Genomic DNA, 25,111 nt, shown 5'->3' with positions numbered 1-25,111 from the left:
AAAGATAATCAAACCTAATTCTAAAGATCAATAAAAACTAACTTGACAGCTAGGTAAGTGTTAAATAGAGTAATCCTTTGTAGGGAATTACTCATCTCACTTGTTGCATTAGTATATTTATCTATTCTAATCCTCCACCTATGAGATTACAAATTACTCTAAATATTCTACTTGCAATTCTTTTTACACTTTTTCAGGTAACGCTATTATCTAGTCAAACTCCTTGTGAGAATGGAATGGCGGGTGAGTTTCCTTGTTTTGGTTTTGATCTTCAAGACAGACTTACAGAGGCAGACCTCAACACTACATTTGTAAATGACAGCTGGGGATGGACTAATCCTGATGATGGTAAAGAGTACGCCATTATAGGCTTACGCAACGGTACTGCTTTTGTAGACATATCAAATCCAAATGAAATTGTTCTTATAGGTACTTTGCCTACGCACACAACAGAAAGTGTATGGAGAGATATTAAGGTTTATGAAAATCACGCTTATATAGTAAGTGAAGCAAATGGCCACGGTATGCAAGTTTTTGACCTCACAAGACTTACAGATATAACTGCTACTCCTGTAACTTTTACAGAAGACGCTCACTATGATGGCTTTGGTAATGCACATAATATTATAATCAATCCTGAGAGCGGATATGCATATGCAGTGGGTACACAAACCTTTAACGGAGGCCCTCATTTTATAGATATTTCTGACCCCACGAACCCTACAGCAGCTGGAGGTTATGGGCTCAATAATTACAGTCACGATGCACAGGTAGTAACCTATAGCGGTCCAGATACAGATTATACAGGTAGAGAAATACTAATAGGAAGTAATGCAAATATTGTTGCACTTGTAGATATAACAGATAAAGCAAATCCTGTTGAGATTTCTACAATTAGCTACCCTACCATAGGCTATACACATCAAGGCTGGTTTACAGAAGACCAGCGCTACTTCTTACTAGGTGATGAAACAGATGAGATAGACTTTGGTTTTAATACCAGAACTATCGTTTTTGACTTTAATGATCTTGACAACCCTGTATTGTCTTTTGAGTATGAAGGACCCACAGAAGCGATAGATCATAATGGCTACGTACTAGGTGATCTCTTTTATTTATCAAACTACCGCGCAGGGATGCGCCTCATTAATATTTCGGGTATAGAAAATGGTAGTATAGAAGAGATGGGATTCTTTGACACCTATCCTGCAGATGATTCGGCGGGATTTGGTGGCGGACTTTGGAATGTCTATCCTTATTTTGAGAGCGGTAACATCGTGCTAAGTGGAGGCGGAGGTTTTTTTCTTGTAAAACAAAACAGCTCTCTGGGCGTTGATAGTATAGACAGCAAAGACATCTCTGTAGCTATGTATCCTAACCCAGCAATAGATGAAGTACATCTTTCTAGTAAAGAAATCATAGGTGATGTAAAGATTTACAATGTTCTTGGACAAATAGTTATTGCAAAGAAACTCCCTAAAGAAGGCACAATATCTGTTAGAGAGTTAAACAAAGGGGTCTACTTTGTTAAAACAGATTACAGCACAACACGACTTATTATTCAATGAAAATAACATCTTACATACTCATTCTAGCACTTCTAATTCTCTCTTGTAAAGATGATGATGCTACTGGGTTACCAGAACCCGAAGAGCCTACAGCACCAGAACAAGTAGTTACAGATATACTTGTACGTACACCTTGTACTAATGGATTTGCAGACATCTATCCCTGTGCAAATTATGATCTTATGTCCCATCTATCACAAGAGACTATAGGAGAACCGGGCTTTAATGATATCTGGGGCTGGACAGATGCTACAACATCACGTGAATATGCTATTCTAGGAGGCCAGGCAAGCACCATTTTTATAGATATAACAAATGCCCAAAACCCATCTATTATAGGTAAACTCCCCACGGCATCTATAAACTCAAGATGGAGAGATATAAAGGTATTTAATGACCACGCATTTATTGTGAGTGAGGCGGCAAACCACGGGATGCAAGTTTTTGACCTCACAAGATTACGTGATGTACAAAACACACCCATAACCTTTGATGCAGATGCATTATACACAGACATAGGCAACGCCCATAATATTGTAATAAATGAAGATTCTGGATTTGCTTATGTTGTGGGTACTGAGACATTTTTAGGCGGTCCACATTTTATAGATATAAGCACCCCATCTGCTCCTATTGCAGCAGGCGGTTATGAAGGGTCTGGCTATACGCACGATGCACAAGTGGTAACTTATAACGGTCCAGATATGGATTATGTAGGCCGAGAAATTTTGCTAGCTAGTAATGAAGATGTCGTGGTTATAGCAGATGTAACAGATAAAGAAAATCCACAACTCATCTCTACGGTGAGTCAAGATAACGTAGGATACATACATCAAGGCTGGTTTGATGAAAGTCATACGATTTACTATGCAAATGATGAGTTTGATGAAACCGAATTTGGATTCAACTCAAGAACACTCGTCTTTGATCTTACAGACCTAGACAACCCTGTTTACACCGGTCCTTATTTTGGACCTACACAAGCTATAGACCACAATCTCTATGTAAAAGATTTTGATTTATACCTAACAAATTACACCGCAGGGTTACGCATCGCAGATATAAGCGGCAATAGCCTTGACAACATAACAGACATTGGTTCTTTTGACACACACCCAGAAAATGATGCTACAGAGTTTAATGGAGCCTGGAGTGTATACCCGTATTTTGATAGCGGCAATATTATTATTTCAGACATCACACGTGGCTTATTTGTCATTCGTAAATCTGGTACTTAAAAATGAAAAAATATAACTTTATAAATATGATGTGGTTTACGCTTTCGCGAAAGCGTACCTACTCCCTTTGTATACTTCTCCTCATCGCCATTGCTTGTAAAGATGATGAAGAGCTTCTTACAGACGATGTCACGATAACAGATGATGTTGTAAATACAGACGACACCTCAACTCCAGAAGAAGGTTTTACAGTACAATACACAAGCATTTATGGCGGAAGCCAGGTAGATACCTTTCAAGCCATTACAGCTACTCCAGATGGAGGATTTGCTTCTCTAGGCCACACACAAAGTGTAGACGGTGACGTGACAGATAATGACAGCCAGATTAACAAACTGTGGCTTGTTAAAGCAAATCAAGATGGTGCCATACAATGGTCAAAAACTTATGGCGGAAGTGAGGATAGCCGAGGCACAAAAGTAATTACAACCACAGATGGAGGATATGCCGTACTAGGCTACAGCGAGAGCAGCGATGGTGATATGACAGAAAATGCCGGTTTTTATGATCACTGGATTGCAAAACTTGATGCACAAGGCAATATACTCTGGCAGAAGAGCTATGGCTTTTCGGGTTCAGATCAGGCATATGGACTCATACAGACTACAGATGGTGGCTTCTTTACCTCAGGATTTCTAGACGTAACAGCATCTCAAGGAGAAGGTAATGACGGTTTACAGGACACAGATAACACAAACGATAATACGCGTACTACGCTACACGGCGTAGGAGAGTTTTGGGGTCATAAACTGGACGCAAACGGTAACCTAGTGTGGAGAAGGTATTATGGAGGCACAAATAACGATAGGTCATATGTGGCGCTTCAAGCACCAGATGGTGGGATACTTATGGTAGGTAATTCAGAGAGTAACGACTTTGACATATCAGACTCGCAAGGAAGTTATGACTTCTGGGCAGTGAGACTTAGCGCTAGCGGAGATTTACTCTGGGAGCGATCGCTAGGAGGTAGCCAGATAGAAATTGCATATACAGCTACCACCACACCAGATGGAGCCTACCTACTAGCTGGAGATACGAGAAGTAGTGATGGAGATGTAACAAACTTTCGCGGAAGCGCAGATGTATGGCTCGTAAAACTAAGCGACCAGGGAGAACTACTCTGGCAAAAAACACTAGGCGGCTCTAATTTTGAAACCACTCGTAGCATCACACAAACACCAGATGGGTATGCTATAACGGGTGCCTCGCGTAGCCTAGATGGACAGGTAACGACTAACAATGGCCAAAACGATATCTGGGTAGTCTCTATAGATCAAAACGGCGAGTTGCTCAAGCAACAATCCTTTGGCGGTAATGGTCAAGATTTTGGCTATGGCATCACCGCCACTACAGATGGAACTTTAATTATCGCTGGAGACACAGATAGCACAAGTGGACCCCTAGTTGCCTCAAAAGGAGCAACAGATGCCGTAATTATAAAACTTAACTAAATAGTACTATGAAACAGATAATCGCTTTATGTACAATCGCACTCCTCTTGCTATCGTGCAATGAAGATAATGATGATATGGATACGGCTTATGGATCTTTAAACCTAGTCTTTGAGAACACCGTTGCGTCATCTCCACTTACACTCAACACGCAAACGTATGCAAACCTAAGTGGCGAAGGTTACAGCGTTTCAGAACTAAAATATATTATCTCAAACATACAGCTTACAAAGTCAGATAATACCGTTCATACAATACCGGTAGATAAAAGTTACTTTGTCATAAACGAGGCAGGTATAAAAACGGCGCTACTAGATAGCATTCCCGTAGGTGACTATACGGGTATAAACTTTGGTTTTGGTGTAGACCCTACACGCTACCCTATTGAGTCTGGCGCTGTAAACTTTATTCCTACGGCAGAGGAGGCTGGTATGTTATGGACGTGGTCTGCAGGATATAAATTTTTGAAATTTGAAGGTACTTATTCAACCACAGTAGATACAGATGATGCAAACCCGTTTACTTATCACGTAGGGAGTCACGGTGCAAATCTGGATAATTATAAGGAAATTAATCTCGCTTTCGCGAAAGCGGTAACCGCATCAACCACCACAACTCAAACTATTAATTTTGATGTGGCTAAGATTTTTGACAGCACAAACACAATGTCTCTTGTAGCCAAAGATGATATACAAGTAGACCCAGAAAATGCTCCAAAAATTGCCGAAAATGTACGCACAGCATTTAGTATAGAATAAATGAAACAACTATTATACATACTGCTTTTCATCTCAATCTCCTGCTCTACAGAAGGCACAGATGACACTAGCGTAATGACAGATGATGGCTACACGCCGTTACCAAACCCTGCGCTTAATTTTGAGATCCCTTCAAATTTTCCGGAGAGTACGTATGACGTTACCCAAAACCCACCTACAGAGCAAGGCTTTGAGCTGGGTAAGAGACTATTTTTTGATGGCAGGCTCGCTTCAGATGGAGTCGTTTCTTGTGGTTTTTGTCACATTCAAGAGTTTGCATTTACCCATCATACACATATCACCAGTCACGGTGTAGATGGGCAAATAGGTAGTCGCAATGCACAGCCGTTACATAACCTAGCATTTATGGCAGACTTTACTTGGGATGGTGCCGCAACGTTTTTAGACTCACAATACATCATACCCATAACTGCAGAAAAGGAAATGAACGAAACCATCTCTAATGTGCTTAATAAACTGCGTGATGATGACAACTATCCGCAGTTATATGCAAATGCTTTTGGTGACCAAGAGATTACTACAGAGCGCACATTTAAGGCATTATCACAATTTATAGTGATGATGATAAGTGCAAACTCAAAATATGATAAGTGGGAACGTGGTGAGGCCGTCACACTCACCCCAGATGAAGATGCGGGTCGTATTCTCTTTGATGCTAAGTGTGCTAGCTGTCACGCAGGCACCTTGCAAACAGACCAGACATATCGCAATAATGGGCTGGCGATAGACCCAGCATTTAATGATACAGGTAGGGAGCGTGTTACGGGTTTACCAGAAGATAATAGAAAGTTTAAAGTACCCAGTTTACGTAATATTGAGATCACCTTTCCATATATGCACGATGGTAGATTGCAGTCACTACAAGATGTATTAGATTTTTATACAGACGGTATTACAGCTAGTGATAATCTAGACCCACTTCTTGTACGCCCAGATGGCACACTAGGCTTAGACATCACACAAGATGAAAAAGAAAAAATCATTACTTTTCTTAAAACACTTACAGATAACGACTTCTTGCTAGACAACAGGTTCAAAGAATTTTAACAATGCTTTTGGTTTGGCTTGCATATAAGGCTTTTAAATCATAAAATAATCATAAATGATTCAGATTTCTAGCCAAATAGAAAATGTTTAATTAATTTAACCTAAAATTAAACAAATTAGTTATGGACCTCTTACAACAAGCTGAAGTTTATGAAAATAGAACAATGAGTCATATGTCTACAAGCGACAGAGTTGCCGCTTCTAGAGAAGGAAAGAAACTCATTCTTGCCATAAACGAGATTTACAAAAAAACAAAAGATAGCCACCTTATGGAGGTTATGAAACGTCTTACTGTAAAAAAGAAAAAAATAGAGAAACGTATTAAGGGGAGACTTGCCGCTTAATTACATTTTTATAAAGGATTATAAGAGCGCATTTTTGCGCTCTTTTTTGTTGGAAAATCTTTTGGTGCCTCTTGGGTCACCTTTCCTGTAGCTGCCCACTCTGCTCCTCTTTGTAGTGTTGTAATAAACCCAACACCCTCCATAGAGTAATCCATATGTCCTAGCGCTGTATGAAACACGCGACCCTCCTCATAGTTAATAGCCATAAGTAATGGCTCTGTACGGCCAGACCCCTTATTTTCTGGTGCCCAGGGTTGTGCATTACCGTCTACATCTGAGTATGCAGTGGCTAGCACCGTAACATTTTCTGCAGGACCACGCAGGCGGTCATATAATTCGTCTTTAGTATGTAACCACTCTGCAGGTAGATCTTTCATAATAGGATGCTCTGGTGCTCTGGTCGTAATTAAAAACTCAACCTCTGGGCCGTGAGAAGATTCCTCCCCGTTTGCAGGAGCGATAACTTGCTCATCATTTTCATTATAATAGATCTGCTTTCCTTTGGTAAGGTCACGATGACCCCAGCCACCTACACCTATCATCTTGTTATATGCCTCCCAGTTTCCAAAAGAATTATTTGCCGCGTGTACAACTACCAGTCCTCCACCGTTTGCCATATACTGCTCAAAATTAGATTTCACCTCATCTGTCCACTCGCTTGAGTCCATCCCAAAATTTGAAATAACCACATCATACTTATTAAATTTTGGATTAAAACTTGGGTCTGGCGTAATGGTGTCTGTAGAGGTATGTACTCTATAATCTTCCCATCTATATAGATCTACCAGCTTTGTTATACTATCGTGATTGATACCATCTACAGTGCCGTGGTGTGGCCCTTGATACAAGTATTTTGCACGATGAAGGTCTACTATAAATAGGCCTGTTTCTTCAAGGTAAGATTTCATCATCACCGAAGTTTTAGGCCATACTCCGTGATTATTCTGACCATCTATTACGAGTGCACGCAACTTTTTGGGCTGCATCTCTTCTTGCTTTTCTGTTTGACCTTGCCCTCCACATCCTATTACTATAATGGACATAAAAGTGACTGCTGCTAGATAGAGATTTTTCATATAAATAGTTTTTTGATAATGTGAGTAGGTATCACGCTTTCGCGAAAGCGGACACTTAAAATAAAAATAATTTTGCAATGGCCGCTATGAGCACTACTATTAAAACATAGTAAGCCACCTTATCTGCTCCCTTATACTTTGTGGCAAAGCGAGCGGTGAGAAAGCCTCCTATAGTTTGTCCCACAGCCATAATAAACCCTAGTTTCCAGTCAATAAGACCTTGATAATGAAAGAGGCCTATCACTAGTAACGTATAGAGACCTATGACAAATCCTTTAAGCGCATTACTTTCTATGATATTCATACGCATACCCAGCACCATAATAATAAGAAAGAAGACTCCCATCCCCATCTGTATAAACCCGCCATAAAAGCCTAGTGCAAATAATAGCGGAATGTAGATATACCACTTAGGTCTAAACTCAAGATCTGTCTCTCGCAACCAGCGTTTAGGTCTTACGAGTACAGCAACAAGCATAAAGAGCATCATAAATTTAAACACAGCTCTAAACTGCTCATTACTTACATTTATCGCAAGCAGGCCTCCCGCAACCGCGCCTATAAAAATGGGAATAATGTACTTTTTATGACGAGCGATATTAAGCCTCCCGTTTTTATGAAACACCCACGAGGTTGCTGCACACTGTGTAAAAATGCCTATTCTGTTTGTGCCGTTTGCTACATTAGGAGGTAAGCCTAGCACCTCGGTTAATATGGTGAGTGTTATGGCGCTACCGTTACCTGCAAGGGTGTTAATCCCTCCAGCTATTAAGGCTCCTATAATGGCGATAGCATATGTTTGTAATTCTGTCACTTTTTAAAAATTTAAGATCACCCCTCCATACATTGTAAATCCAGGTGCTGGCTCATAAAATCTGTTGCCAAAAGCATTGATACGCACATTATCTGTGTATTCTTGATCGAGTGCATTATTGATCCCAAGATACGGTTTGATTTGTATTTCTCTAAACAGTGTCTGGTAACTAAGCTGTACGTTTACCAGCTCGTAGCCGTCTATAGCTGTGTCATTACTATCTTGTGCAAACTGTGACCCAATAAAGTTTGCACTCACCCGTGCACTAAAACCTGCCTCTGTATCATATAATAATCCCAAAGTAGACATATGCTTTGCAATACCAGGCAACGCATTACCCGCATAATCTGCATCTCCCACAGTAAACTCATCATAAGTAAAATCTGAGTAGGTATATGATGCTCTGGCTTGCAGGTTTTTTGAGAAGGCATACTGCCCCTCTACCTCAACACCTAGCCTGTTAGTTTTACCTGCATTTCTATAAAACTCGCGATCTGGAAAAGCTTCTAGTTCAAAAGGGACAAGGTCGTCACGTGTGTTTATACTAAAAGTGGTTACTTGATAACGCAGCTTGTTACTTAAGGCTCCCTTTACACCCACCTCAACGCTTGTTGCTTTTTGAGGGGCTAAATTTTCATTAAAGCCTGAAAGACCATCTGGACTCGTAGACACCTCAGATAATGATGGAGTTTCAAAACTGGTTGACGCATTTACAAAGGGTATAAACGCTTTCGCGAAAGCGTAACTCACACCCACACTTGGATTAAAAGAATTTAAAGTCACACTCCCAGAGTCATCTCCATCACTAAGAAAATCATCATCTGCCGAAAGTTTATTGTAATCAAATCTAGCCCCGGCGGTAAAAAGCCATTTATCAATATTGAAGTGATCTGTGAGGTAAACTCCAAGGTTTGTAAACTTTTCCTTTTGACTAAGGGAAAGATCTCCTTGCTCGCCTTCAAGGTTTTGAAACCTGCGGCGCCTGTCATTTTGAAAAGCAAAATCATACCCTACTTGTAAGGTGTTATGACCCTTAGTATATCTATAGGCTGCTCCCTGACCCATATAATTACGATTGAGGTCTACTATACCACCATTTTCAAAAGGAAGTAGCCCATCAAAAAGCCTATTGCTATAAAACCCATAGGTGGTGAAGCTGCTCTTTTTATTTATTAACCACTCTAAACTCGCTCCCACTTTAAGCTGTGAGATAGCTTCTCCTGTTTTAAAAAGCTGATTGCGATCGCGGGCTTGTCTTCTATTTGTATTTACCTCTTCTAGTGTTAACCCTCCTGGGTCATCTGCCTGCGGTGCATCTGTGTAATTAAGTATAGTAGTTAGGTAAAGGCTGTCTGCAAGTGCAAATCTTCCTTTAAAATTAGTATTAATTTGCTCAAAACCACTTTGATCTCTGTATCCATCAGACTGTATATAATTTGCGTGAAAGATATAACTCGCTAGTGAGTCTCCTATAGCTGCTGTAGCTTGATAATTTTGAAAACCGAAGGCACCAGCGCCCACCTTTATTTCAGTCCCTAGATTTTCTGAATCATAAGACCTCGTTTTTATATCAATAACTCCTCCAGAGGCATTTCCGTAAAGACTCGAGCTAGGTCCTTTTATAACCTCTATACGATCTATAATTCCTAAAGTGAGGTTATCTAATTGCCCTTGACCATCTGGCGTAGTCTCAGGTATGCCGTCTACAATAAGTTTTATCCCTCGTATCCCAAAACTAGACCGCGCTCCAAAGCCACGTATTGATACTCTTAAATCTTGGGCAAAGTTTGTCACATTCTGAGTAAAAACTCCAGGAACTCCCTGTACATATTCTTGTAATGATAATTGCTGTCGCGTTGCATCTTGTGGTACTGTTTTAATTACAGAAACAGCGGCAGGAATTCTATCTAGGGTACTTTGTATTCTAGTAGATTGTATGATTACAGTATCTATAGTTTGCTCAGGTATTGCCCCCGTCTGACTGTAACAAATTGATGCAAAAGCTAACAAATTGATAAGCGTTACGATGCGTGTCTTTTTCAATGGCTTAATTTTTACCGAAAAGTACTGCCTACCAGAAGAACATCAAAATAAAGCTACCTTTACTTATACCAATCATACAATTAAGATGAAAAAAATCAAGCAGTTAAAAAAATGGTTTTATAAAATTCTCGCAAAAGTAACTCCGGGCAAAACAAGCACGCGAGGAGCAGCGATTGCCTTGCTCATAGTAAGTGCCATTTTATTTACTATAGCAGCTATCGCTTCTGTCACAAAATCAAAAGACCCTTGGTTTTTACTCTTCTTTGCGGTCTTTGTGATAATCATAGTGCTTAGCGCATATTTCTTTTTATGGATTCTAAAGAAATACAACCGTATGCCCAAAATATTGAAGCTAGCGCTGCTCATTGCAATCCCTCTATTATTTGTAGCACTCGCCTTTGAGGGTGTCTATGTATTTTTTGCTTTTTGTATTATCTCCTTAATAGGTGGAGTTATTGCATTATTTACCACAAATGTATTTTCATCCTTATCTAAGGTTAAAAAAGGAATTGCACTTCTGTGCCTGCTAGTTGGCATCATAAGTGTGGTAAGTGTTATTAGTGGATTACTCCCACGCGGTTTTGACATAAAACCAGTACTTAATGCTGCTGCACTGCATAAAAGTGCAGTACAAAAAATAGAAGCTCCGTCACCTGCAGCACGAGGAGATTATACTGTAAAAAAGATAACATACGGTAGTGGTAAGGACAAACATAGACCAGAATTTGGCAAAGATGTCACCTTTACTACAAAACCCGTAAGTGGTGTTCCTTTTTTAGATAATTGGGAGGGTCTCAGTGGCTGGTATAGGGAGCACTTTTGGGGTTTTGATGATAAAGAGTTACCACTTAATGGATATGTATGGTATCCAGAAGGAGAAGGACCATTCCTGCTCGCGCTCATTGTACACGGTAATCACTTAATGTCAGACTTCTCAGATGTAGGTTATGAGTATCTTGGGGAGCTACTCGCTTCTAGAGGTATTATTACTGTATCTGTAGATCAAAACTTTCTTAACGGCTCTTGGGCAGATGTTACGGGCGGACTTGATGAGGAAAACGATGCCAGAGGCTGGATGCTATTAGAACACCTGCGTGTATGGCACGAGTGGAACAAAACTGAGGATCATCCTTTTTATCAAAAAATAGACACGACTAGTATTGCTCTTATGGGACACTCTAGGGGTGGAGAAGCTGTGGGTCACGCCGCTTTTATGAACACCCTACCCTACTACGCTGATGATGCGTCCATACCCTTAGACTATAATTTTAATATCAAATCTATAGTTGCTATTGCACCTGTAGATGGGCAGTATCAACCCGGCAATGCGCCTAATGAACTAAAAGATGTGAGCTACCTTACCATACACGGTTCTCAAGATGGTGATGTGACTTCCTTTGCTGGATCAAAACAATATGAGCGAATCACCTTCTCAGACAGCACATCACATTTTAAATCTGCGGTGTATGTACAAGGAGCAAATCACGGCCAGTTTAACACCAGCTGGGGAGAAAATGACACCTCAGATGCCAGCACTTATTTTCTTAATAATAAGCAGCTGCTATCTGGAGAGGAGCAACGCGAGATTGCCCGCGTTTATATAAGTGCTTTTTTAGAAACAACACTTACAGATAAGATGAGCTATAAACCGCTATTTGCAGATGCTCGAACAGGCGCAGACTGGCTTCCAGAAACAATCTATTTAAGTCAGTATGAAGATAGCTCTTTTACTCCGCTAGCAACATATGACGAAGATTTTAATGTAACCACAGGTACAAAAGACAGCACTACAATTAAGAGTACAAATGTCACTGTATGGCGAGAGCAAGAAATTAGTCTTAAATGGGGAGAAAAAGGTTCTCGAGCGGCTTATGTGGGCTGGCACTATAAAGATATAGAGGAAGGTGATCCTATACCAGACTCACTAGTGGGAAGCTACGAGTATACTTTTAAGCCAGAGCCATTAGATAGCACAATGGCACTCACTTTTACCCTCGCAGAGTCTACAGAAAGTACAAACCCTAAGTCTAGCGGAAAATGGAAAGATAATGAAGATGAAGATGACCTTGAGTCTGAAAATGAAGATACTACAGAAAACGAGCTCGAAAATGAAAATGAAAATGAAGATGAAACAGATGATAAAAAGCTTGAGGACGACATCCCAGATTCACCTATAGATTTTAGTATCATCATTTCAAACAGCGATGGTCAAAAATTCACCTTCTGTCTTAGTGATTTTTCTGCATTGCAACGCGAAATAGAAGTACGCATATGGAAGTCACAGTTTATCACAGATGATAGCGCCTCAGAAAACATTTTTCAAACCTTTATGTTTCCATTTGCAGAGATTCAAGAAAGGAACCCAGACTTTGACATCTCCTCTATAAATCATCTAGTATTTCGGTTTGACAAAACCCCAGAAGGAGTAATCATTATAGACAATTTAGGGTTTATGAAAACCCTATAAATCACACACATAACACAGCAAAAACTATAAACTAGACTTCACTATAGAAAACACCTATCTCACCATCTGTTAGTTATATGTTAGGATGCGTTGAAAAACGCGACCTAAGCCGTATATTTGCAAACTATTTAGACCGATTATGATTAAAGTAGATCCAGCAGCAAAAATTAAGATCGCCAGCCTTATGCAGGAGGACGGTTTTGATGTAACCACAGACTATGTGCGCGTAGGTGTAAAAAGTGGTGGTTGCAGTGGCTTGTCATATGACCTTCATTTTGATAAAGCTCATAAAGAAGATGATAAAGTTTTTGAAGACAACGATGTAAAACTAATCGTAGACAAAAAAAGTTTTCTCTACCTCATAGGTACTACGCTAGAGTATAGCGGAGGACTTAATGGTAAAGGTTTTGTGTTTAACAATCCCAACGCACAACGTACTTGTGGTTGCGGAGAAAGTTTCTCACTATAAATAAAAAATGTTAGTACGCTTTCGCGAAAGCGTACCCTAGCTAGAAAAAGATACAATGGCATATACTGAAGACGATTTAAGGGAAGAGTTAAAAACCAAAGAATATGAGTATGGTTTTTTTACAGACATCGAGACTGAGACATTTCCTGTAGGATTAAATGAAGACATCATTCGTGCAATTTCTAAGAAAAAGGAAGAACCACAATGGATGACAGACTGGAGGCTTGAAGCTTACAAAGTGTGGCAGTCTATGGAAGAACCAGACTGGGCAAACGTAAATTATGAAAAGCCAGATTTTCAATCTATCGCATATTACTCTGCACCAAAATCTGTAGATCCAAACAAGACTCTAGATGATGTAGATCCAGATTTACTGGCGATGTACAAAAAACTAGGTATCTCTATAGATGAGCAAAAGAGAATGAACAATGTCGCGATGGATATTGTTGTAGACTCTGTATCTGTGGCAACTACATTTAAGAAAACACTAGCCGAAAAAGGGATCATCTTTATGAGTATCTCTGAGGCAATAAAGGAACATCCAGAACTAGTGCGTAAGCACCTAGGCACCATTGTTCCTGTAAAAGACAACTACTATGCAGCTCTTAACAGTGCTGTGTTTTCTGACGGATCTTTCTGTTACATTCCTAAAGGAGTGCGTTGTCCTATGGAGCTCTCTACTTACTTCCGTATAAATCAAGGAGGTACTGGACAGTTTGAAAGAACATTACTCGTGGCAGATGAGGGTAGTTATGTAAGTTACCTAGAAGGTTGTACAGCGCCTAGTCGTGATGAAAACCAACTACACGCCGCAGTCGTAGAGCTTATCGCTCTAGATGATGCAGAGATTAAGTATAGCACCGTGCAAAACTGGTACCCTGGTAATGCAGAGGGTAAAGGAGGTGTTTACAACTTTGTAACAAAGCGTGGTCTTTGTGAGAAAAATGCAAAAATCTCTTGGACACAAGTAGAGACAGGATCTGCCGTAACGTGGAAGTATCCTTCTTGTATCCTAAAAGGTGATAACTCAATAGGAGAATTTTACTCTATCGCTGTGACTAATAATCACCAGCAAGCAGATACGGGTACAAAAATGATACACTTAGGTAAGAATACTAAAAGTACGATTATCTCAAAAGGTATCTCTGCCGGTAAATCTCAAAACTCATATAGAGGTCTTGTAAAGATTAACTCTGGAGCCACAAATGCGCGTAACTTCTCGCAATGTGACTCACTACTTATGGGTAATGAGTGTGGAGCTCACACCTTCCCATATATTGAGACAAAAAATAAGACTGCTCAAGTAGAACACGAGGCAACTACCAGTAAAATAGGTGAAGACCAGATTTTTTACTGTAACCAGCGTGGTATTGATACCGAGAAGGCAATTGCCCTTATCGTAAACGGGTTCTCAAAAGAGGTGCTTAACAAACTCCCTATGGAGTTTGCTGTAGAAGCTCAGAAGTTACTTGAGATAAGTCTAGAAGGATCTGTAGGATAGATTATCATAATATTAAATCAAACTTAGAGATGAAAAAACTAGTTGTTATAGCAATCATTGCTGGCCTTTTTACTTCGTGTGAGGAGTTTAAAAAAGGGGGTGAAGATGGCAATAGAGATGCTCAAGAAAAAACGGAAGCTGATACTAATGAAACACCAGAAATAACTCTTTACAAATTTTCTGGAGGTACTGTACAAGCAAATAACCTTAATCTGTTTGCTCAAGGAGACACGTATAAAGGAGAGTCAAAAGAACTTGCAGATGCCTTTTATGTAATAAAGCATCCAGATGGGGTGTTACTTTGGGATACAGGTTTACCTGAGATGCTAGTAGGTCAAGAGCCATATACACCAGAAGGTGGTGCTTTTACCATCTCTCGTAAAGATTCTATAAAGACGCAACTTGCGAGTGTAGGTATGACAACAGAAGATGTTGATATGATTGCTTTTTCTCACATACATTTTGACCACACAGGAGCTGCAAATCATTTTCCTAAGGCCAATTGGTTTGTACAATCTACAGAGTATGACTTTGCAAACAGTGAGGAGATTAAAGGAAATAGTTTTTATGCACCAGCTAGCTTTAACCAGCTTACCAATGTAGAAAAGCTAGATGGAGACAAAGATGTTTTTGGTGACGGTACAGTTATCATAAAATCTATGCCTGGTCACACTGCAGGACACCAAGTATTGTTTTTACAACTTAAAAACAATGGCCCTACCCTATTATCTGGTGATATATATCACTTTGAAAAAAATAGACAAAACGCTGTTGTACCGCAGTTTAACTACGACATCCCAACAACAGAGGAGAGTATAAAGGAATTTGAAGCTTTCGCGAAAGCGCAAAACGCAACGGTAATCATACAGCACGAAGCCGAAGATTTTGCAAAAACACCAGCAATACTCAATTAAGAATGAAAAAATTTCTCCTCTTAGCGATAGCGATAACAGCATTTATTTCTTGCAAGGAAACCCCAGCAAGCGATAAAGTTGCTGCCGAATTTGAAACACTAGAGGGAGAATTTATTTATCTAGCAGATGCTGCTGTACTTAAAGGAGATACTTTTATTTATGGCGTAACACTAGATGAAAAAATGCACGAGCTGGCAACTATTATAAAACCTTTACAACGTGATGAGTTTGATATGGTGCCAGTAATCATAAAAGGAGAATTACACTCAAAAGCAGCTGGAGAAGAAGGTTGGGATGAGATTGTAACGATAAAAGAAATACTTGAAGTCAAGGCACCAACAGGTGAGGCTCCATTAAAATTAGAAGCAGGAGACAAACTCAAAACAGAGGGCGGATCTTTAAAAGTAGAAAGCGGTAAATAATCGCACAATTAGAACGTAGAACTATGTTATCAGTAAAAAATCTGCACGCAGGCATTGAAGAGAAAGATATTCTTAAGGGAATCAACCTTGAGATGAAGGCCGGAGAAGTGCACGCAATTATGGGACCTAATGGTTCTGGTAAAAGTACACTCGCTTCTGTTATTGCAGGAAAAGAAGAGTATGAAGTAAGTAATGGAGACATAGACCTTAATGGTGAATCTCTATTAGAAATGGATCCAGAAGAAAGAGCTCACGAGGGTGTTTTCTTATCTTTTCAATATCCTGTTGAGATACCTGGTGTATCTGTAACAAACTTCATCAAGACTGCTATAAACGAGACTCGCAAAGCAAAAGGACTAGAAGATATGCCAGCTAGCGAGATGCTTAAGAAGATTAAAGAAAAAGCAGAACTCCTTGAGATGGACCGTAAGTTCTTATCTAGATCTCTTAACGTAGGTTTCTCTGGAGGAGAAAAGAAACGTAACGAGATTTTCCAGATGGCAATGCTTGAGCCTAAGCTTGCTATTCTAGACGAAACAGATTCTGGACTTGACATTGACGCACTGCGCATTGTTGCAAATGGCGTTAACAAGCTTAAGAGTGAAGATAATGCAGTACTAGTAATCACTCACTACCAGAGACTTCTTGACTACATCGTGCCAGATTTTGTACACGTACTTATGAACGGTAAGATTGTACGTTCTGGAGGAAAAGAACTTGCTCTAGAACTAGAAGAAAAAGGGTACGACTGGCTCAAAGAAGAAGTAGGTGCATAACTAGACCTGTTACGGTAGTGATTTAAAATCACAAAAACAGATCTTACAACAGAACAATATGAGTTTAAAAGATAAATTAGTAAGTAACCATATCGTCTTACAAGAAAGTATAGATGCAGACTCGCCTATCTACGGGATACGCAATGAAGCTATCAAAACTTTTGAGGCAGAAGGGTTTCCTACCAAGAAGTTAGAAAACTGGAAATACACCTCACTTAACAGCATTCTTAAAGAAGACTACAACATCTTCCCTAGCAAAGAAGCTGCTCTTGATTTTAAGGATGTAAAGCAGTATTTCTTAAATGATATAGACACCTATAAAATTGTTTTTGTAGATGGTGTTTACAGTTCATACCTCTCTGAAACTACGCACGATGGTATAGATGTGTGTACAATGGGTGCTGCACTTACAAAACCTAAGTACAAGCAAGTAATAGATGTGTACTTTAATAAAATTGCAAAAGGAGAGTCAATGGATGCATTGAACACTGCTTATGCAAAAGATGGTGCATATATCTATATCCCTAAAGGAAAAGTAGCTCAAAAACCTATACAGATAGTACATTTCTCTACTGGAACAAATGATGCTATGATGTTACAACCACGTAACCTCATTGTAGCCGAAGAAAACTCTGAAGTACAAATTATAGAGCGTCACCAGAGTCTCTCTGAAAAGAAGGTCTTAACAAACGTCGTTACAGAAATTTTTGCAGATAAAAGAGCCCTTGTAGATTACTATAAGATTCAAAATGATAAGCTTGATGCTTCTCTTATAGACACCACAGAAATTGAACAACATAAAGAAAGTATTGTATCTGTACATACATTCTCTCTAGGTGGTAACATCACTCGTAACAACCTTAACTTTTACCAGAAGGGTGAGTATATGGATTCTATCCTTAAAGGTGTTACGATTATAGAAGGAAAACAACACGTAGATCACAACACGCTTGTGCACCACATCACACCTAACTGTGAGAGTCACCAAGATTACAAAGGCATCTTTGCCGAAAAATCTACAGGTGTCTTTAACGGAAAAGTTGTTGTGGAGAAAGAAGCTCAAAAGACTAATGCATATCAGTCTAATAACAACATCTTACTAGATGACACAGCGACCATAAACTCAAAGCCTCAGCTTGAAATCTTTGCAGATGATGTACGTTGTTCTCACGGTTGTACAATTGGACAACTAGATGAAAGTGCATTGTTTTATTTACAATCACGTGGTATAGGTGAAAAAGAAGGACGCGCATTACTTATGTATGCCTTTGCAAACACTGTACTTTCTAGTGTTAAGATTCCACAGCTTAAAACAAGAATTACAAAACTTATTGCAAAGAAAATAGGTGTAAACATCGGTTTTGATCAATAGGATTGATTTCAAATAATTACAAAAGCCGTTACCTAACCGTAACGGCTTTTTTTATACCCAGAGATAAGCAGCTGTAAGTAATTAAAACACCTCCAGTTTGTATCTTTGTAACAAAGAAAAATTCTATGCTAGACATAAAAAAAATACGTGAAGACTTTCCTATTCTCAAAAGAGAAGTAAATGGAAAACCGCTTATTTATTTTGATAATGCAGCAACCTCACAAACACCACAGGTTGTTATAGACGCCATTGTAGATTACTATGCTAACTATAATGCAAACATACACCGCGGGGTTCACTCGCTCTCGCAAGAAGCCACAGATGCTTATGAGGAAGCACGTATAAAAATCCAGAAGCATTTTAACGCAGCACAGCCTTATGAGATTATACTCACCGCAGGCACGACGCACGCCATAAATCTAGTTGCGAATGGTTTTGCAAGTATTCTAAAAAAGGGCGAAGAGGTACTTGTTTCGGCATTGGAGCATCATAGTAATATTGTACCGTGGCAAATGCTTTGTGAGAAGACGGGCGCAATACTTAAAGTTATACCACAAACTGAGAGTGGAGAACTGGATATGGACGCTTTCGCGAAAGCGTTATCACCACAACTCAAACTGGTCTTTGTAAATCACGTATCAAACGCATTAGGAACCATAAACCCTATAGAAGAAATCATTACCGACGCTCACAAAGTAGGTGCAGCGGTACTAATAGATGGCGCACAAGCAACACCACACATAAAACCAGATGTACAAGCCCTAGATGCAGACTTTTACGTATGCTCTGCTCACAAAATATGTGGCCCGACGGGCGTAGGCGTGTTATATGGTAAAGAAGAATGGCTTACTAAACTCCCTCCTTATCAAGGCGGTGGTGAGATGATAGATCAGGTAAGTTTTGAAAAAACAACCTACGCAGGTCTACCACATAAATTTGAAGCAGGAACACCTAATATTTGTGGTGGTATTGCTACAGGTGTGGGCCTAGATTATATGAATGGGCTAGGTTTTGATAATATTGCAGCTTATGAAGATGAGCTTTTACAATATGCCACAAAGCAGCTCCTCGAGATTGAAGGGCTTAAAATTTACGGCACCTCTACACATAAAACTGCAGTAGTTTCTTTTAATGTAGGTGAGATTCACCCTTATGACATTGGCACCATACTTGATAAATTAGGTATAGCAGTGCGCACAGGGCACCATTGTGCTCAACCCATTATGGACTTTTATAAAATACCAGGTACAGTACGTGCCTCATTTTCTTTTTACAACACAAAAGACGAGATTGATACATTTATAGATGGAGTAAAACGCGCAGTTGCGATGTTATCTTAAAATAAGAATATGAAATTACTACTTTCTTTATTATTGTGCATAGCCGGCGCATTTACTAGTCAGGCTCAATTATCACAAACCGTTATGACCTTTGATGGTGATTTTATCATTACAACCATCGCTGGCGAAGATGTCTCAGAAAATGAAATATCACTCACTATAGATAATAGAAAACGATCAATAAATGGGACTACAGGTTGTAATAACTATATGACAGACTTTGCAAATAAAGGAACCATACTCCAATTTTCATATATAGCCAGCACAAAGAGAGCTTGCCCGCACGACGATATTGAGCAATTATATTATGATAATCTAAGCGAGGTAACCTCTTTTCTAAAAAGTGGTGATACGATTACCCTTTATCGAGATAGTGAAGCGCTCATAGAAGGAATTTCTAAAAAATCTCTTGTTGATAACGATAAATAGTCATCTAAGTCTACAACCTATAACGCTTGATGATCAAGAGCGGTTACTTGAGTTAATGCAAGAGGTTTATCCAGCTGCATACGGGCATTTCTGGAAAGACGACTGCTCTTGGTACTTAAACCATATTTACAGCTTAGAAAGCCTTAAAAAAGATCTTGCTACACCACAAAGTCACTACCACTTCATACTTTATAAAAATGAAACTGTAGGTATTTTTAAGTATATCTATAATCAAACATACACACCTCTCTCGCCACTTAAAGGCTTAAAACTACATAGATTATATCTCCACCCATCTGTGCAAGGTAAAGGGATAGGTCGTGGTATAATGCAATATGGAGAGCAGCTCGCTAGAAAGTTAGACTATAAAATAATATGGCTTGATGCAATGCACACACATACCCAGGCTCAACTGTTTTATAAGAAAGCAGGATATGTAAAAACCGAGTTTCAGTTACTTCCTTTTGACTTACTCAAAGATGAACATCGTAAAATGTGGTATATGCACAAAATGCTCCCCTCGCCAAAATGACAGTTAATCTTCTGGGCATTATCTTTGTAAAGTAATAATAGAATACAACACATATAGATATCATAATTATGGCTAGCATACAAGAAATACAAGACGAGATAGTAGATGAGTTTTCTATGTTTGAAGACTGGATGCAGCGTTATGAATATATGATTGATCTAGGTAAATCACTGCCACTTATAGATGAAGCATTTAAAACAGATGACTACATTATAAAAGGATGCCAGAGCAAGGTATGGGTACACGCCACTATGGAAGATGGTAAAGTGACCTTTACGGCAGATAGTGACGCCATCATTACAAAAGGTATTATTGCGATACTCATACGCGCTTTTTCAAATCAAGCACCGCAAGATATTATAGAGGCAGATACTGCGTTTATAGATGAGATAGGTCTTAAAGAACACCTCTCACCTACTAGGGCAAACGGGCTCGTAAGTATGATAAAGCAGATAAAACTGTATGCCGTAGCATACCAGACGCAACTTAATTAAGAGTTATATCACGCTTTCGCGAAAGCGTAATAAGATAATTTAAAAACAACCCTGCGCAAGCAGATTATATAAAACATATGGAAATCAACACCGAAGAGCTAGGCGACAAAATTGTACGCGTTCTTAAAACAATATATGATCCAGAAATCCCAGTAGATATTTATGAACTAGGACTTATTTACGATGTTTTTGTAAATGAAGATATGGATACTAAAATCCTTATGACACTCACAACGCCTAACTGTCCCGTAGCAGAAACTTTACCACTAGAGGTAGAAGAAAAGGTAAAGTCACTTAAAGATGTAAAAGACTGTGAGGTTGAGATCACTTTTGACCCACCTTGGACACAAGACCTTATGAGTGAAGAAGCAAAACTAGAGTTAGGAATGCTATAATTACCCAAATATGGCTGAAGAAATTATAAATAGAGTTGCAAATAGCAAGTTAATAACTTTTGACCTTGAGGATCTATATCGTCCAGGTAATAGACAGCTTGTAGATATTTCTCAATGGCTAGATCAAGGTTTTATACTGCGCGAGAGTGAGTTTAGAAAAAGCATAAAGGAACACGACTGGAGTCAATATACTAATGCATTTGTAGCGCTACATTGTAGCACAGACGCCATTGTTCCAGCTTGGGCATATATGCTTGTAACCACTCATATGCAAGGCATTGCAAAAAAAGTAATTACAGGTGACTTAGCATTACTAGAGACCATATTATACACAGAAATTATACAAGGTATAGATGTGACTCCTTATGAAAATCTACCTGTTATTGTAAAAGGGTGTTCTAACAAACCCGTTCCAGAAAACGCCTATTTACTACTCATAGAAAAATTACAGCCCGTTGCTCGTAGTTTAATGTTTGGAGAGGCCTGCTCCTCTGTGCCTCTATATAAGAAGGCAAAATAGCCATTGTTGAAAAATACAGATAGGCTCCGTATATTAGACTGCTTAATCCCTAAGAAGTTTTACTAATGCAACGCACACTCCTACTCTTTTTATTTTTATGCAGTACCATAGCACTTGGTCAGAAAAGTGACAAAAAGAAAGACTCACTTCCAGATGGCTGGAAAAGTAAAGGTCTTATGGAGTTGCTATTTAGTCAGAGTGCATTTAACAATGACTGGCAAGGCGGAGGAACTTCAAATGTAGCTGGAAACTTTAATGTTAATTGGGACCTCAATTACAAGCGAAATAAACTAACGTGGGATTCAAAGCTTACCGCGATACTAGGACTTGCCGCTACAAAAGATCAAGTATATGTTAGAAAAACTACAGACAGGCTAGAACTTAATAGCTTAGTAGGTAGCCGTATTGAAAACTCTAAATGGTACTACTCGGGACTATTTAATTTTAGAACACAAATGGCACCTGGTTATGAGTTTTTTGACAGACAAGTGCTTAATGAAGCCGGTGAGGTCACAGAGACCGTGCAAGATCGTAAACTTATTACGACTACTTTCTCTCCTGCCTACTTACAACTAGGACCTGGTTTTTTATGGAAGGAGAGTAACGATTTTAAAGTAAACCTAGCTCCTGCAACGGCTCGATTTATATTTGTTAACTCTAGATTTACTAATGTAGACGAGACAGATCCTGCTGCGATAGCAGCCTACGAGCCATTTTTTGGAGTAGAAGCAAATGAAAATGTTCGTTTTGAGCTGGGGGCATCTGTGAGTGCTTATCATAAAGAAGAATTTTTTGAAAATGTTGTTTTCGAAAACACGCTTAATTTATATGCAGACTACCTAGAAAACACAAAAAATGTAGATATAGACTACACACTTAATGTAGCTATGCAGGTAAATAAATATATAACCACAAATCTTGCAGTGCAGCTCATTTATGACGAAAATGCAATAAGTGGTTTACAAGTAAGGGAAGTGCTAGGTGTAGGCCTTAAATATGCCTTTATTGAATGGAAGTCTTAAATAGCTTCAAGGTTTTTATAAAATCACGATAACTACTACGATAAAAACCACATTTACTCGACAAAAGGAGCTGTATTCATAAAAATATCTGAATAATCTGCTAGTTTTTTATTAGTTATATATTTGTAACACAAAACTTAACTATAAATAATTATGAAAAGACTTATTGTATTAGGAGCCGCTATGTTCCTCGCAATCAGCTTACAAGCACAAACTGAAGAAGAGCTTAAAGCACAACAATCACCTAAAAAAGCAGAAATTGCAAAATTACAAGGAGAAGTTGACGCTCTACAAGCTCAAATAGACGCGCTACCAGGATGGAAGTACGGTGCTTTTGGAACTATAGGAGGAAATATCTCTAAATTTAACGACTGGTTTTCACAAGGAACGCCTAACGTATCTTCTGGTAATATCACTGTTACAGGTAATGCTTTTGCAAATAAACTAGAAGATAAATACTTCTGGAGAAACAGTCTTAACGTAAACTTAGGATGGGTAAAATTTGATGACCAGGATGATGCAACAGATGACGATAGCTTTAGAGAAGCAACAGATGTTTTTAACATATCATCACTTTACGGTTACAAACTAACTGAAACACTTGCTGCATCTGCTTTAGGAGAGTACAGAACTACTATTTTAAACAACTTTAATGATCCTGGATACCTTGACCTAGGTATAGGTGCTACTTGGACTCCTATAGAAAATCTAGTAGTTGTAGTACACCCACTTAACTACAACTTTGTGTTTTCTGATAATGACGCAGTATTTGAATCTTCTTTAGGTGCAAAAATCGTTGCAGACTACACACGTCAGATTGGACAAATTGCTTTTAAGTCTAACTTATCTGCCTTTGCTAGCTACAAGTCTTCAGACCTATCTAACTGGACTTGGACTAACGGATTTGCTTACACATTATGGAAAAAGATAGGTGTAGGATTTGATTTTGGTCTTAGAGGTAACAAGCAAGAAGCACTTAACTTTGCTCAAGCTACCCTAGGAGATACTACACTCAGCTTTGATGATATAGACAATCAAGTACAGAGCTACTGGGTTTTAGGACTTAGCTACTCTTTCTAATTATATAGAAAACGTTGTTTTAAACAACTATAATAACTCAAAAGCGAGTCCTAATGGACTCGCTTTTTTTATGTCTAAACTCCAAGATAAAATTTACACAGTATCTTAAAATAAAAAAACCAGCCTAAAAAGGCTGGTTTTTGTCGGGGTAGCAAGATTCGAACTTGCGACCTCCTCGTCCCAAACGAGGCGCGATAACCGGGCTACGCTATACCCCGAGCGTTTATCGGGGTGCAAATATACTAAACTCTAATAGATAACCACAAACTTTATCACATATAATTACAGTTATTCTATTCTTTTATAACTCTCACCCTCTGTAGGGTTGCCATCTTCATCCATCTGTCGTTGCTGGTAGCTATTTGCACCTAGTAAAAGTTCAAATCTAAATACCCGTGTTGTGTCTACAATCCTCATCATAGGCCCAGAGGCATACTCTAGCCGTTCTTCCAGTATACCATCTTTGACTACATAAGTACCATAACCAAACCACTCATTTGTATCTGCAGGATCATTACGGGTCCACATCACGCGACCTTTACTGTACATCTTGACTTGCCTATAACCATTTTGGTTAGGTAGTGTCTCAGAGATCATACCGTTCTCATACATCTGCTGGTTCTCTAGCTCCCAGACACCCTCTAGTGTAAAGGAATCTTCATTATTTAATAATCCATCACCTGTAAAAAGTGTAGCACCCATCACATAAAAGCAAACTAAAAATAAGGTCTTCATAATTGTAGGGTTTAAGTTAAAAATTTGACTTACAATACTTTAAGATACAAATTTTTTCAATCAATTGAGGTAACACATTTCTAAAATCACTATATCGCTATGCCAGTGGTTTTAGTATATTTACCCCTCACAAACGGGTAGTAGCTTAGTCCGGTTAAAGTGCTGGTCTGGGGGACCAGAGATCGGAGGTTCGAATCCTCTCTACCCGACTAAAACCACTAGCATTCTAGTGGTTTTTTATTTTTTTCTTAATGATTATATATACGCTTTCGCGAAAGCGTTA

Annotated in this window: 25 protein-coding genes and 2 tRNA genes; 22 read left to right on the top strand and 5 right to left on the bottom strand. The window is 39.0% G+C overall.

Annotation, left to right across the window (positions count from 1 at the left end; genetic code table 11):
• Window positions 1-140: 140 nt before the first annotated feature.
• The 6 genes from MED134_RS10945 to MED134_RS10920 all read left to right on the top strand — a co-directional run bounded on the left by MED134_RS10945 (window position 141) and on the right by MED134_RS10920 (window position 6,427).
• Entirely contained in the window at window positions 141-1,568 is a 1,428-nt protein-coding gene (locus tag MED134_RS10945) for a choice-of-anchor B family protein (RefSeq protein ID WP_038598957.1), read from the top strand.
• A complete protein-coding gene (locus MED134_RS10940) occupies window positions 1,565-2,806 on the top strand; it encodes a choice-of-anchor B family protein (RefSeq protein ID WP_038598954.1) in 1,242 nt (413 codons plus the stop codon). Before MED134_RS10945 ends, MED134_RS10940 begins: the two co-directional genes overlap by 4 nt.
• Before the next feature lie 2 nt (window positions 2,807-2,808).
• Window positions 2,809-4,257, top strand: coding sequence for a hypothetical protein (locus MED134_RS10935; protein WP_052084223.1), 1,449 nt, complete (start codon window positions 2,809-2,811; stop codon window positions 4,255-4,257).
• Window positions 4,258-4,265: 8 nt separating this feature from the next.
• Entirely contained in the window at window positions 4,266-5,015 is a 750-nt protein-coding gene (locus tag MED134_RS10930) for an MbnP family protein (protein ID WP_038598951.1), read from the top strand.
• On the top strand, window positions 5,016-6,083 hold the full coding sequence (locus MED134_RS10925; protein WP_038598949.1) for a cytochrome-c peroxidase: 1,068 nt from the start codon (window positions 5,016-5,018) through the stop codon (window positions 6,081-6,083).
• A gap of 122 nt (window positions 6,084-6,205) precedes the next feature.
• A complete protein-coding gene (locus MED134_RS10920) occupies window positions 6,206-6,427 on the top strand; it encodes a hypothetical protein (protein ID WP_035327058.1) in 222 nt (73 codons plus the stop codon).
• An 8-nt stretch (window positions 6,428-6,435) separates the two neighbouring features.
• Here the strand turns inward: MED134_RS10920 and MED134_RS10915 are convergent, their stop codons facing one another.
• Genes MED134_RS10915 through MED134_RS10905 form a run of 3 tightly spaced genes read right to left on the bottom strand, consistent with a single transcriptional unit; the run spans window position 6,436 to window position 10,360 of the window.
• A complete protein-coding gene (locus tag MED134_RS10915) occupies window positions 6,436-7,503 on the bottom strand; it encodes a ThuA domain-containing protein (protein WP_038598947.1) in 1,068 nt (355 codons plus the stop codon).
• A 55-nt stretch (window positions 7,504-7,558) separates the two neighbouring features.
• On the bottom strand, window positions 7,559-8,317 hold the full coding sequence (locus MED134_RS10910) for a sulfite exporter TauE/SafE family protein (protein WP_038598944.1): 759 nt from the start codon (window positions 8,315-8,317) through the stop codon (window positions 7,559-7,561).
• Window positions 8,318-8,320: 3 nt separating this feature from the next.
• The gene (locus tag MED134_RS10905) at window positions 8,321-10,360 is read right to left on the bottom strand and encodes a TonB-dependent receptor family protein (protein ID WP_038598941.1); all 2,040 of its coding nucleotides are present in this window, start codon (window positions 10,358-10,360) and stop codon (window positions 8,321-8,323) included.
• 85 nt (window positions 10,361-10,445) lie between these two features.
• On the opposite strand from MED134_RS10905, the gene MED134_RS14775 reads away from it, so the two are divergent.
• The 15 genes from MED134_RS14775 to MED134_RS10830 all read left to right on the top strand — a co-directional run bounded on the left by MED134_RS14775 (window position 10,446) and on the right by MED134_RS10830 (window position 24,093).
• Window positions 10,446-12,827 carry a hypothetical protein gene (locus tag MED134_RS14775; RefSeq protein WP_148305661.1) on the top strand — a complete coding sequence of 794 codons (2,382 nt, stop codon included), beginning with the start codon at window positions 10,446-10,448 and terminating at the stop codon, window positions 12,825-12,827.
• 139 nt (window positions 12,828-12,966) lie between these two features.
• Window positions 12,967-13,296, top strand: coding sequence for a HesB/IscA family protein (locus MED134_RS10895; protein WP_038598937.1), 330 nt, complete (start codon window positions 12,967-12,969; stop codon window positions 13,294-13,296).
• A gap of 55 nt (window positions 13,297-13,351) precedes the next feature.
• Window positions 13,352-14,797, top strand: coding sequence for a Fe-S cluster assembly protein SufB (sufB, locus tag MED134_RS10890; RefSeq protein WP_038598934.1), 1,446 nt, complete (start codon window positions 13,352-13,354; stop codon window positions 14,795-14,797).
• Between the two features lie 29 nt (window positions 14,798-14,826).
• Complete coding sequence (locus MED134_RS10885; protein ID WP_038598932.1) at window positions 14,827-15,711, top strand: N-acyl homoserine lactonase family protein; 885 nt, start codon at window positions 14,827-14,829, stop codon at window positions 15,709-15,711.
• 2 nt (window positions 15,712-15,713) lie between these two features.
• Entirely contained in the window at window positions 15,714-16,133 is a 420-nt protein-coding gene (locus tag MED134_RS10880; RefSeq protein WP_052084221.1) for a hypothetical protein, read from the top strand.
• 23 nt (window positions 16,134-16,156) lie between these two features.
• Window positions 16,157-16,909 (top strand): Fe-S cluster assembly ATPase SufC, encoded by a 753-nt coding sequence (gene sufC / locus MED134_RS10875; RefSeq protein ID WP_035327044.1) that lies wholly within the window; start codon window positions 16,157-16,159, stop codon window positions 16,907-16,909.
• 58 nt (window positions 16,910-16,967) lie between these two features.
• On the top strand, window positions 16,968-18,281 hold the full coding sequence (gene sufD, locus MED134_RS10870; RefSeq protein ID WP_038598930.1) for a Fe-S cluster assembly protein SufD: 1,314 nt from the start codon (window positions 16,968-16,970) through the stop codon (window positions 18,279-18,281).
• A gap of 125 nt (window positions 18,282-18,406) precedes the next feature.
• Entirely contained in the window at window positions 18,407-19,621 is a 1,215-nt protein-coding gene (locus tag MED134_RS10865; protein WP_038598927.1) for an aminotransferase class V-fold PLP-dependent enzyme, read from the top strand.
• Between the two features lie 9 nt (window positions 19,622-19,630).
• Window positions 19,631-20,050, top strand: coding sequence for an META domain-containing protein (locus MED134_RS10860; RefSeq protein ID WP_084811664.1), 420 nt, complete (start codon window positions 19,631-19,633; stop codon window positions 20,048-20,050).
• A complete protein-coding gene (locus tag MED134_RS10855) occupies window positions 20,034-20,582 on the top strand; it encodes a GNAT family N-acetyltransferase (protein WP_038598921.1) in 549 nt (182 codons plus the stop codon). Before MED134_RS10860 ends, MED134_RS10855 begins: the two co-directional genes overlap by 17 nt.
• Before the next feature lie 68 nt (window positions 20,583-20,650).
• The gene (locus MED134_RS10850; protein WP_038598919.1) at window positions 20,651-21,076 is read left to right on the top strand and encodes a SufE family protein; all 426 of its coding nucleotides are present in this window, start codon (window positions 20,651-20,653) and stop codon (window positions 21,074-21,076) included.
• Window positions 21,077-21,153: 77 nt separating this feature from the next.
• A complete protein-coding gene (locus MED134_RS10845; RefSeq protein ID WP_035327034.1) occupies window positions 21,154-21,471 on the top strand; it encodes a DUF59 domain-containing protein in 318 nt (105 codons plus the stop codon).
• A 10-nt stretch (window positions 21,472-21,481) separates the two neighbouring features.
• Window positions 21,482-21,991 carry a DUF2480 family protein gene (locus MED134_RS10840; RefSeq protein ID WP_038598916.1) on the top strand — a complete coding sequence of 170 codons (510 nt, stop codon included), beginning with the start codon at window positions 21,482-21,484 and terminating at the stop codon, window positions 21,989-21,991.
• Between the two features lie 65 nt (window positions 21,992-22,056).
• The gene (locus MED134_RS10835) at window positions 22,057-23,013 is read left to right on the top strand and encodes a DUF3078 domain-containing protein (RefSeq protein ID WP_038598912.1); all 957 of its coding nucleotides are present in this window, start codon (window positions 22,057-22,059) and stop codon (window positions 23,011-23,013) included.
• 153 nt (window positions 23,014-23,166) lie between these two features.
• Window positions 23,167-24,093 carry a DUF3078 domain-containing protein gene (locus MED134_RS10830; protein ID WP_038598909.1) on the top strand — a complete coding sequence of 309 codons (927 nt, stop codon included), beginning with the start codon at window positions 23,167-23,169 and terminating at the stop codon, window positions 24,091-24,093.
• 143 nt (window positions 24,094-24,236) lie between these two features.
• On the opposite strand, the gene MED134_RS10825 is transcribed toward MED134_RS10830, so the two are convergent.
• Both MED134_RS10825 and MED134_RS10820 read right to left on the bottom strand, forming a co-directional pair.
• Window positions 24,237-24,311: transfer RNA gene (locus MED134_RS10825), tRNA-Pro, on the bottom strand.
• 70 nt (window positions 24,312-24,381) lie between these two features.
• Window positions 24,382-24,828 carry a hypothetical protein gene (locus tag MED134_RS10820; protein WP_038598906.1) on the bottom strand — a complete coding sequence of 149 codons (447 nt, stop codon included), beginning with the start codon at window positions 24,826-24,828 and terminating at the stop codon, window positions 24,382-24,384.
• 134 nt (window positions 24,829-24,962) lie between these two features.
• On the opposite strand from MED134_RS10820, the gene MED134_RS10815 reads away from it, so the two are divergent.
• Window positions 24,963-25,037, top strand: a tRNA-Pro gene (locus MED134_RS10815).
• The last annotated feature ends 74 nt before the right edge of the window (window positions 25,038-25,111 follow it).

This window comes from Dokdonia sp. MED134 (assembly GCF_000152925.2).
GTDB lineage: Bacteria > Bacteroidota > Bacteroidia > Flavobacteriales > Flavobacteriaceae > Dokdonia.
The sequence above is the reverse complement of the archived record's forward strand: the minus strand, read 5'-3'. Positions and strand labels throughout refer to the sequence as shown.

Coding starts and splice junctions, on each gene's coding strand:
- MED134_RS10850 (WP_038598919.1), top strand. CDS start 20,651: ATGGCTAGCATACAAGAAATACAAGACGAGATAGTAGATGAGTTTTCT.
- MED134_RS10845 (WP_035327034.1), top strand. CDS start 21,154: ATGGAAATCAACACCGAAGAGCTAGGCGACAAAATTGTACGCGTTCTT.
- sufB (WP_038598934.1), top strand. CDS start 13,352: ATGGCATATACTGAAGACGATTTAAGGGAAGAGTTAAAAACCAAAGAA.
- MED134_RS10860 (WP_084811664.1), top strand. CDS start 19,631: ATGAAATTACTACTTTCTTTATTATTGTGCATAGCCGGCGCATTTACT.
- MED134_RS10925 (WP_038598949.1), top strand. CDS start 5,016: ATGAAACAACTATTATACATACTGCTTTTCATCTCAATCTCCTGCTCT.
- MED134_RS10945 (WP_038598957.1), top strand. CDS start 141: ATGAGATTACAAATTACTCTAAATATTCTACTTGCAATTCTTTTTACA.
- MED134_RS10865 (WP_038598927.1), top strand. CDS start 18,407: ATGCTAGACATAAAAAAAATACGTGAAGACTTTCCTATTCTCAAAAGA.
- MED134_RS14775 (WP_148305661.1), top strand. CDS start 10,446: ATGAAAAAAATCAAGCAGTTAAAAAAATGGTTTTATAAAATTCTCGCA.
- MED134_RS10820 (WP_038598906.1), bottom strand. CDS start 24,828: ATGAAGACCTTATTTTTAGTTTGCTTTTATGTGATGGGTGCTACACTT.
- sufC (WP_035327044.1), top strand. CDS start 16,157: ATGTTATCAGTAAAAAATCTGCACGCAGGCATTGAAGAGAAAGATATT.
- MED134_RS10895 (WP_038598937.1), top strand. CDS start 12,967: ATGATTAAAGTAGATCCAGCAGCAAAAATTAAGATCGCCAGCCTTATG.
- MED134_RS10930 (WP_038598951.1), top strand. CDS start 4,266: ATGAAACAGATAATCGCTTTATGTACAATCGCACTCCTCTTGCTATCG.
- MED134_RS10880 (WP_052084221.1), top strand. CDS start 15,714: ATGAAAAAATTTCTCCTCTTAGCGATAGCGATAACAGCATTTATTTCT.
- MED134_RS10885 (WP_038598932.1), top strand. CDS start 14,827: ATGAAAAAACTAGTTGTTATAGCAATCATTGCTGGCCTTTTTACTTCG.
- MED134_RS10940 (WP_038598954.1), top strand. CDS start 1,565: ATGAAAATAACATCTTACATACTCATTCTAGCACTTCTAATTCTCTCT.
- MED134_RS10830 (WP_038598909.1), top strand. CDS start 23,167: ATGAAAAGACTTATTGTATTAGGAGCCGCTATGTTCCTCGCAATCAGC.
- MED134_RS10835 (WP_038598912.1), top strand. CDS start 22,057: ATGCAACGCACACTCCTACTCTTTTTATTTTTATGCAGTACCATAGCA.
- MED134_RS10840 (WP_038598916.1), top strand. CDS start 21,482: ATGGCTGAAGAAATTATAAATAGAGTTGCAAATAGCAAGTTAATAACT.
- MED134_RS10935 (WP_052084223.1), top strand. CDS start 2,809: ATGAAAAAATATAACTTTATAAATATGATGTGGTTTACGCTTTCGCGA.
- MED134_RS10920 (WP_035327058.1), top strand. CDS start 6,206: ATGGACCTCTTACAACAAGCTGAAGTTTATGAAAATAGAACAATGAGT.
- MED134_RS10915 (WP_038598947.1), bottom strand. CDS start 7,503: ATGAAAAATCTCTATCTAGCAGCAGTCACTTTTATGTCCATTATAGTA.
- sufD (WP_038598930.1), top strand. CDS start 16,968: ATGAGTTTAAAAGATAAATTAGTAAGTAACCATATCGTCTTACAAGAA.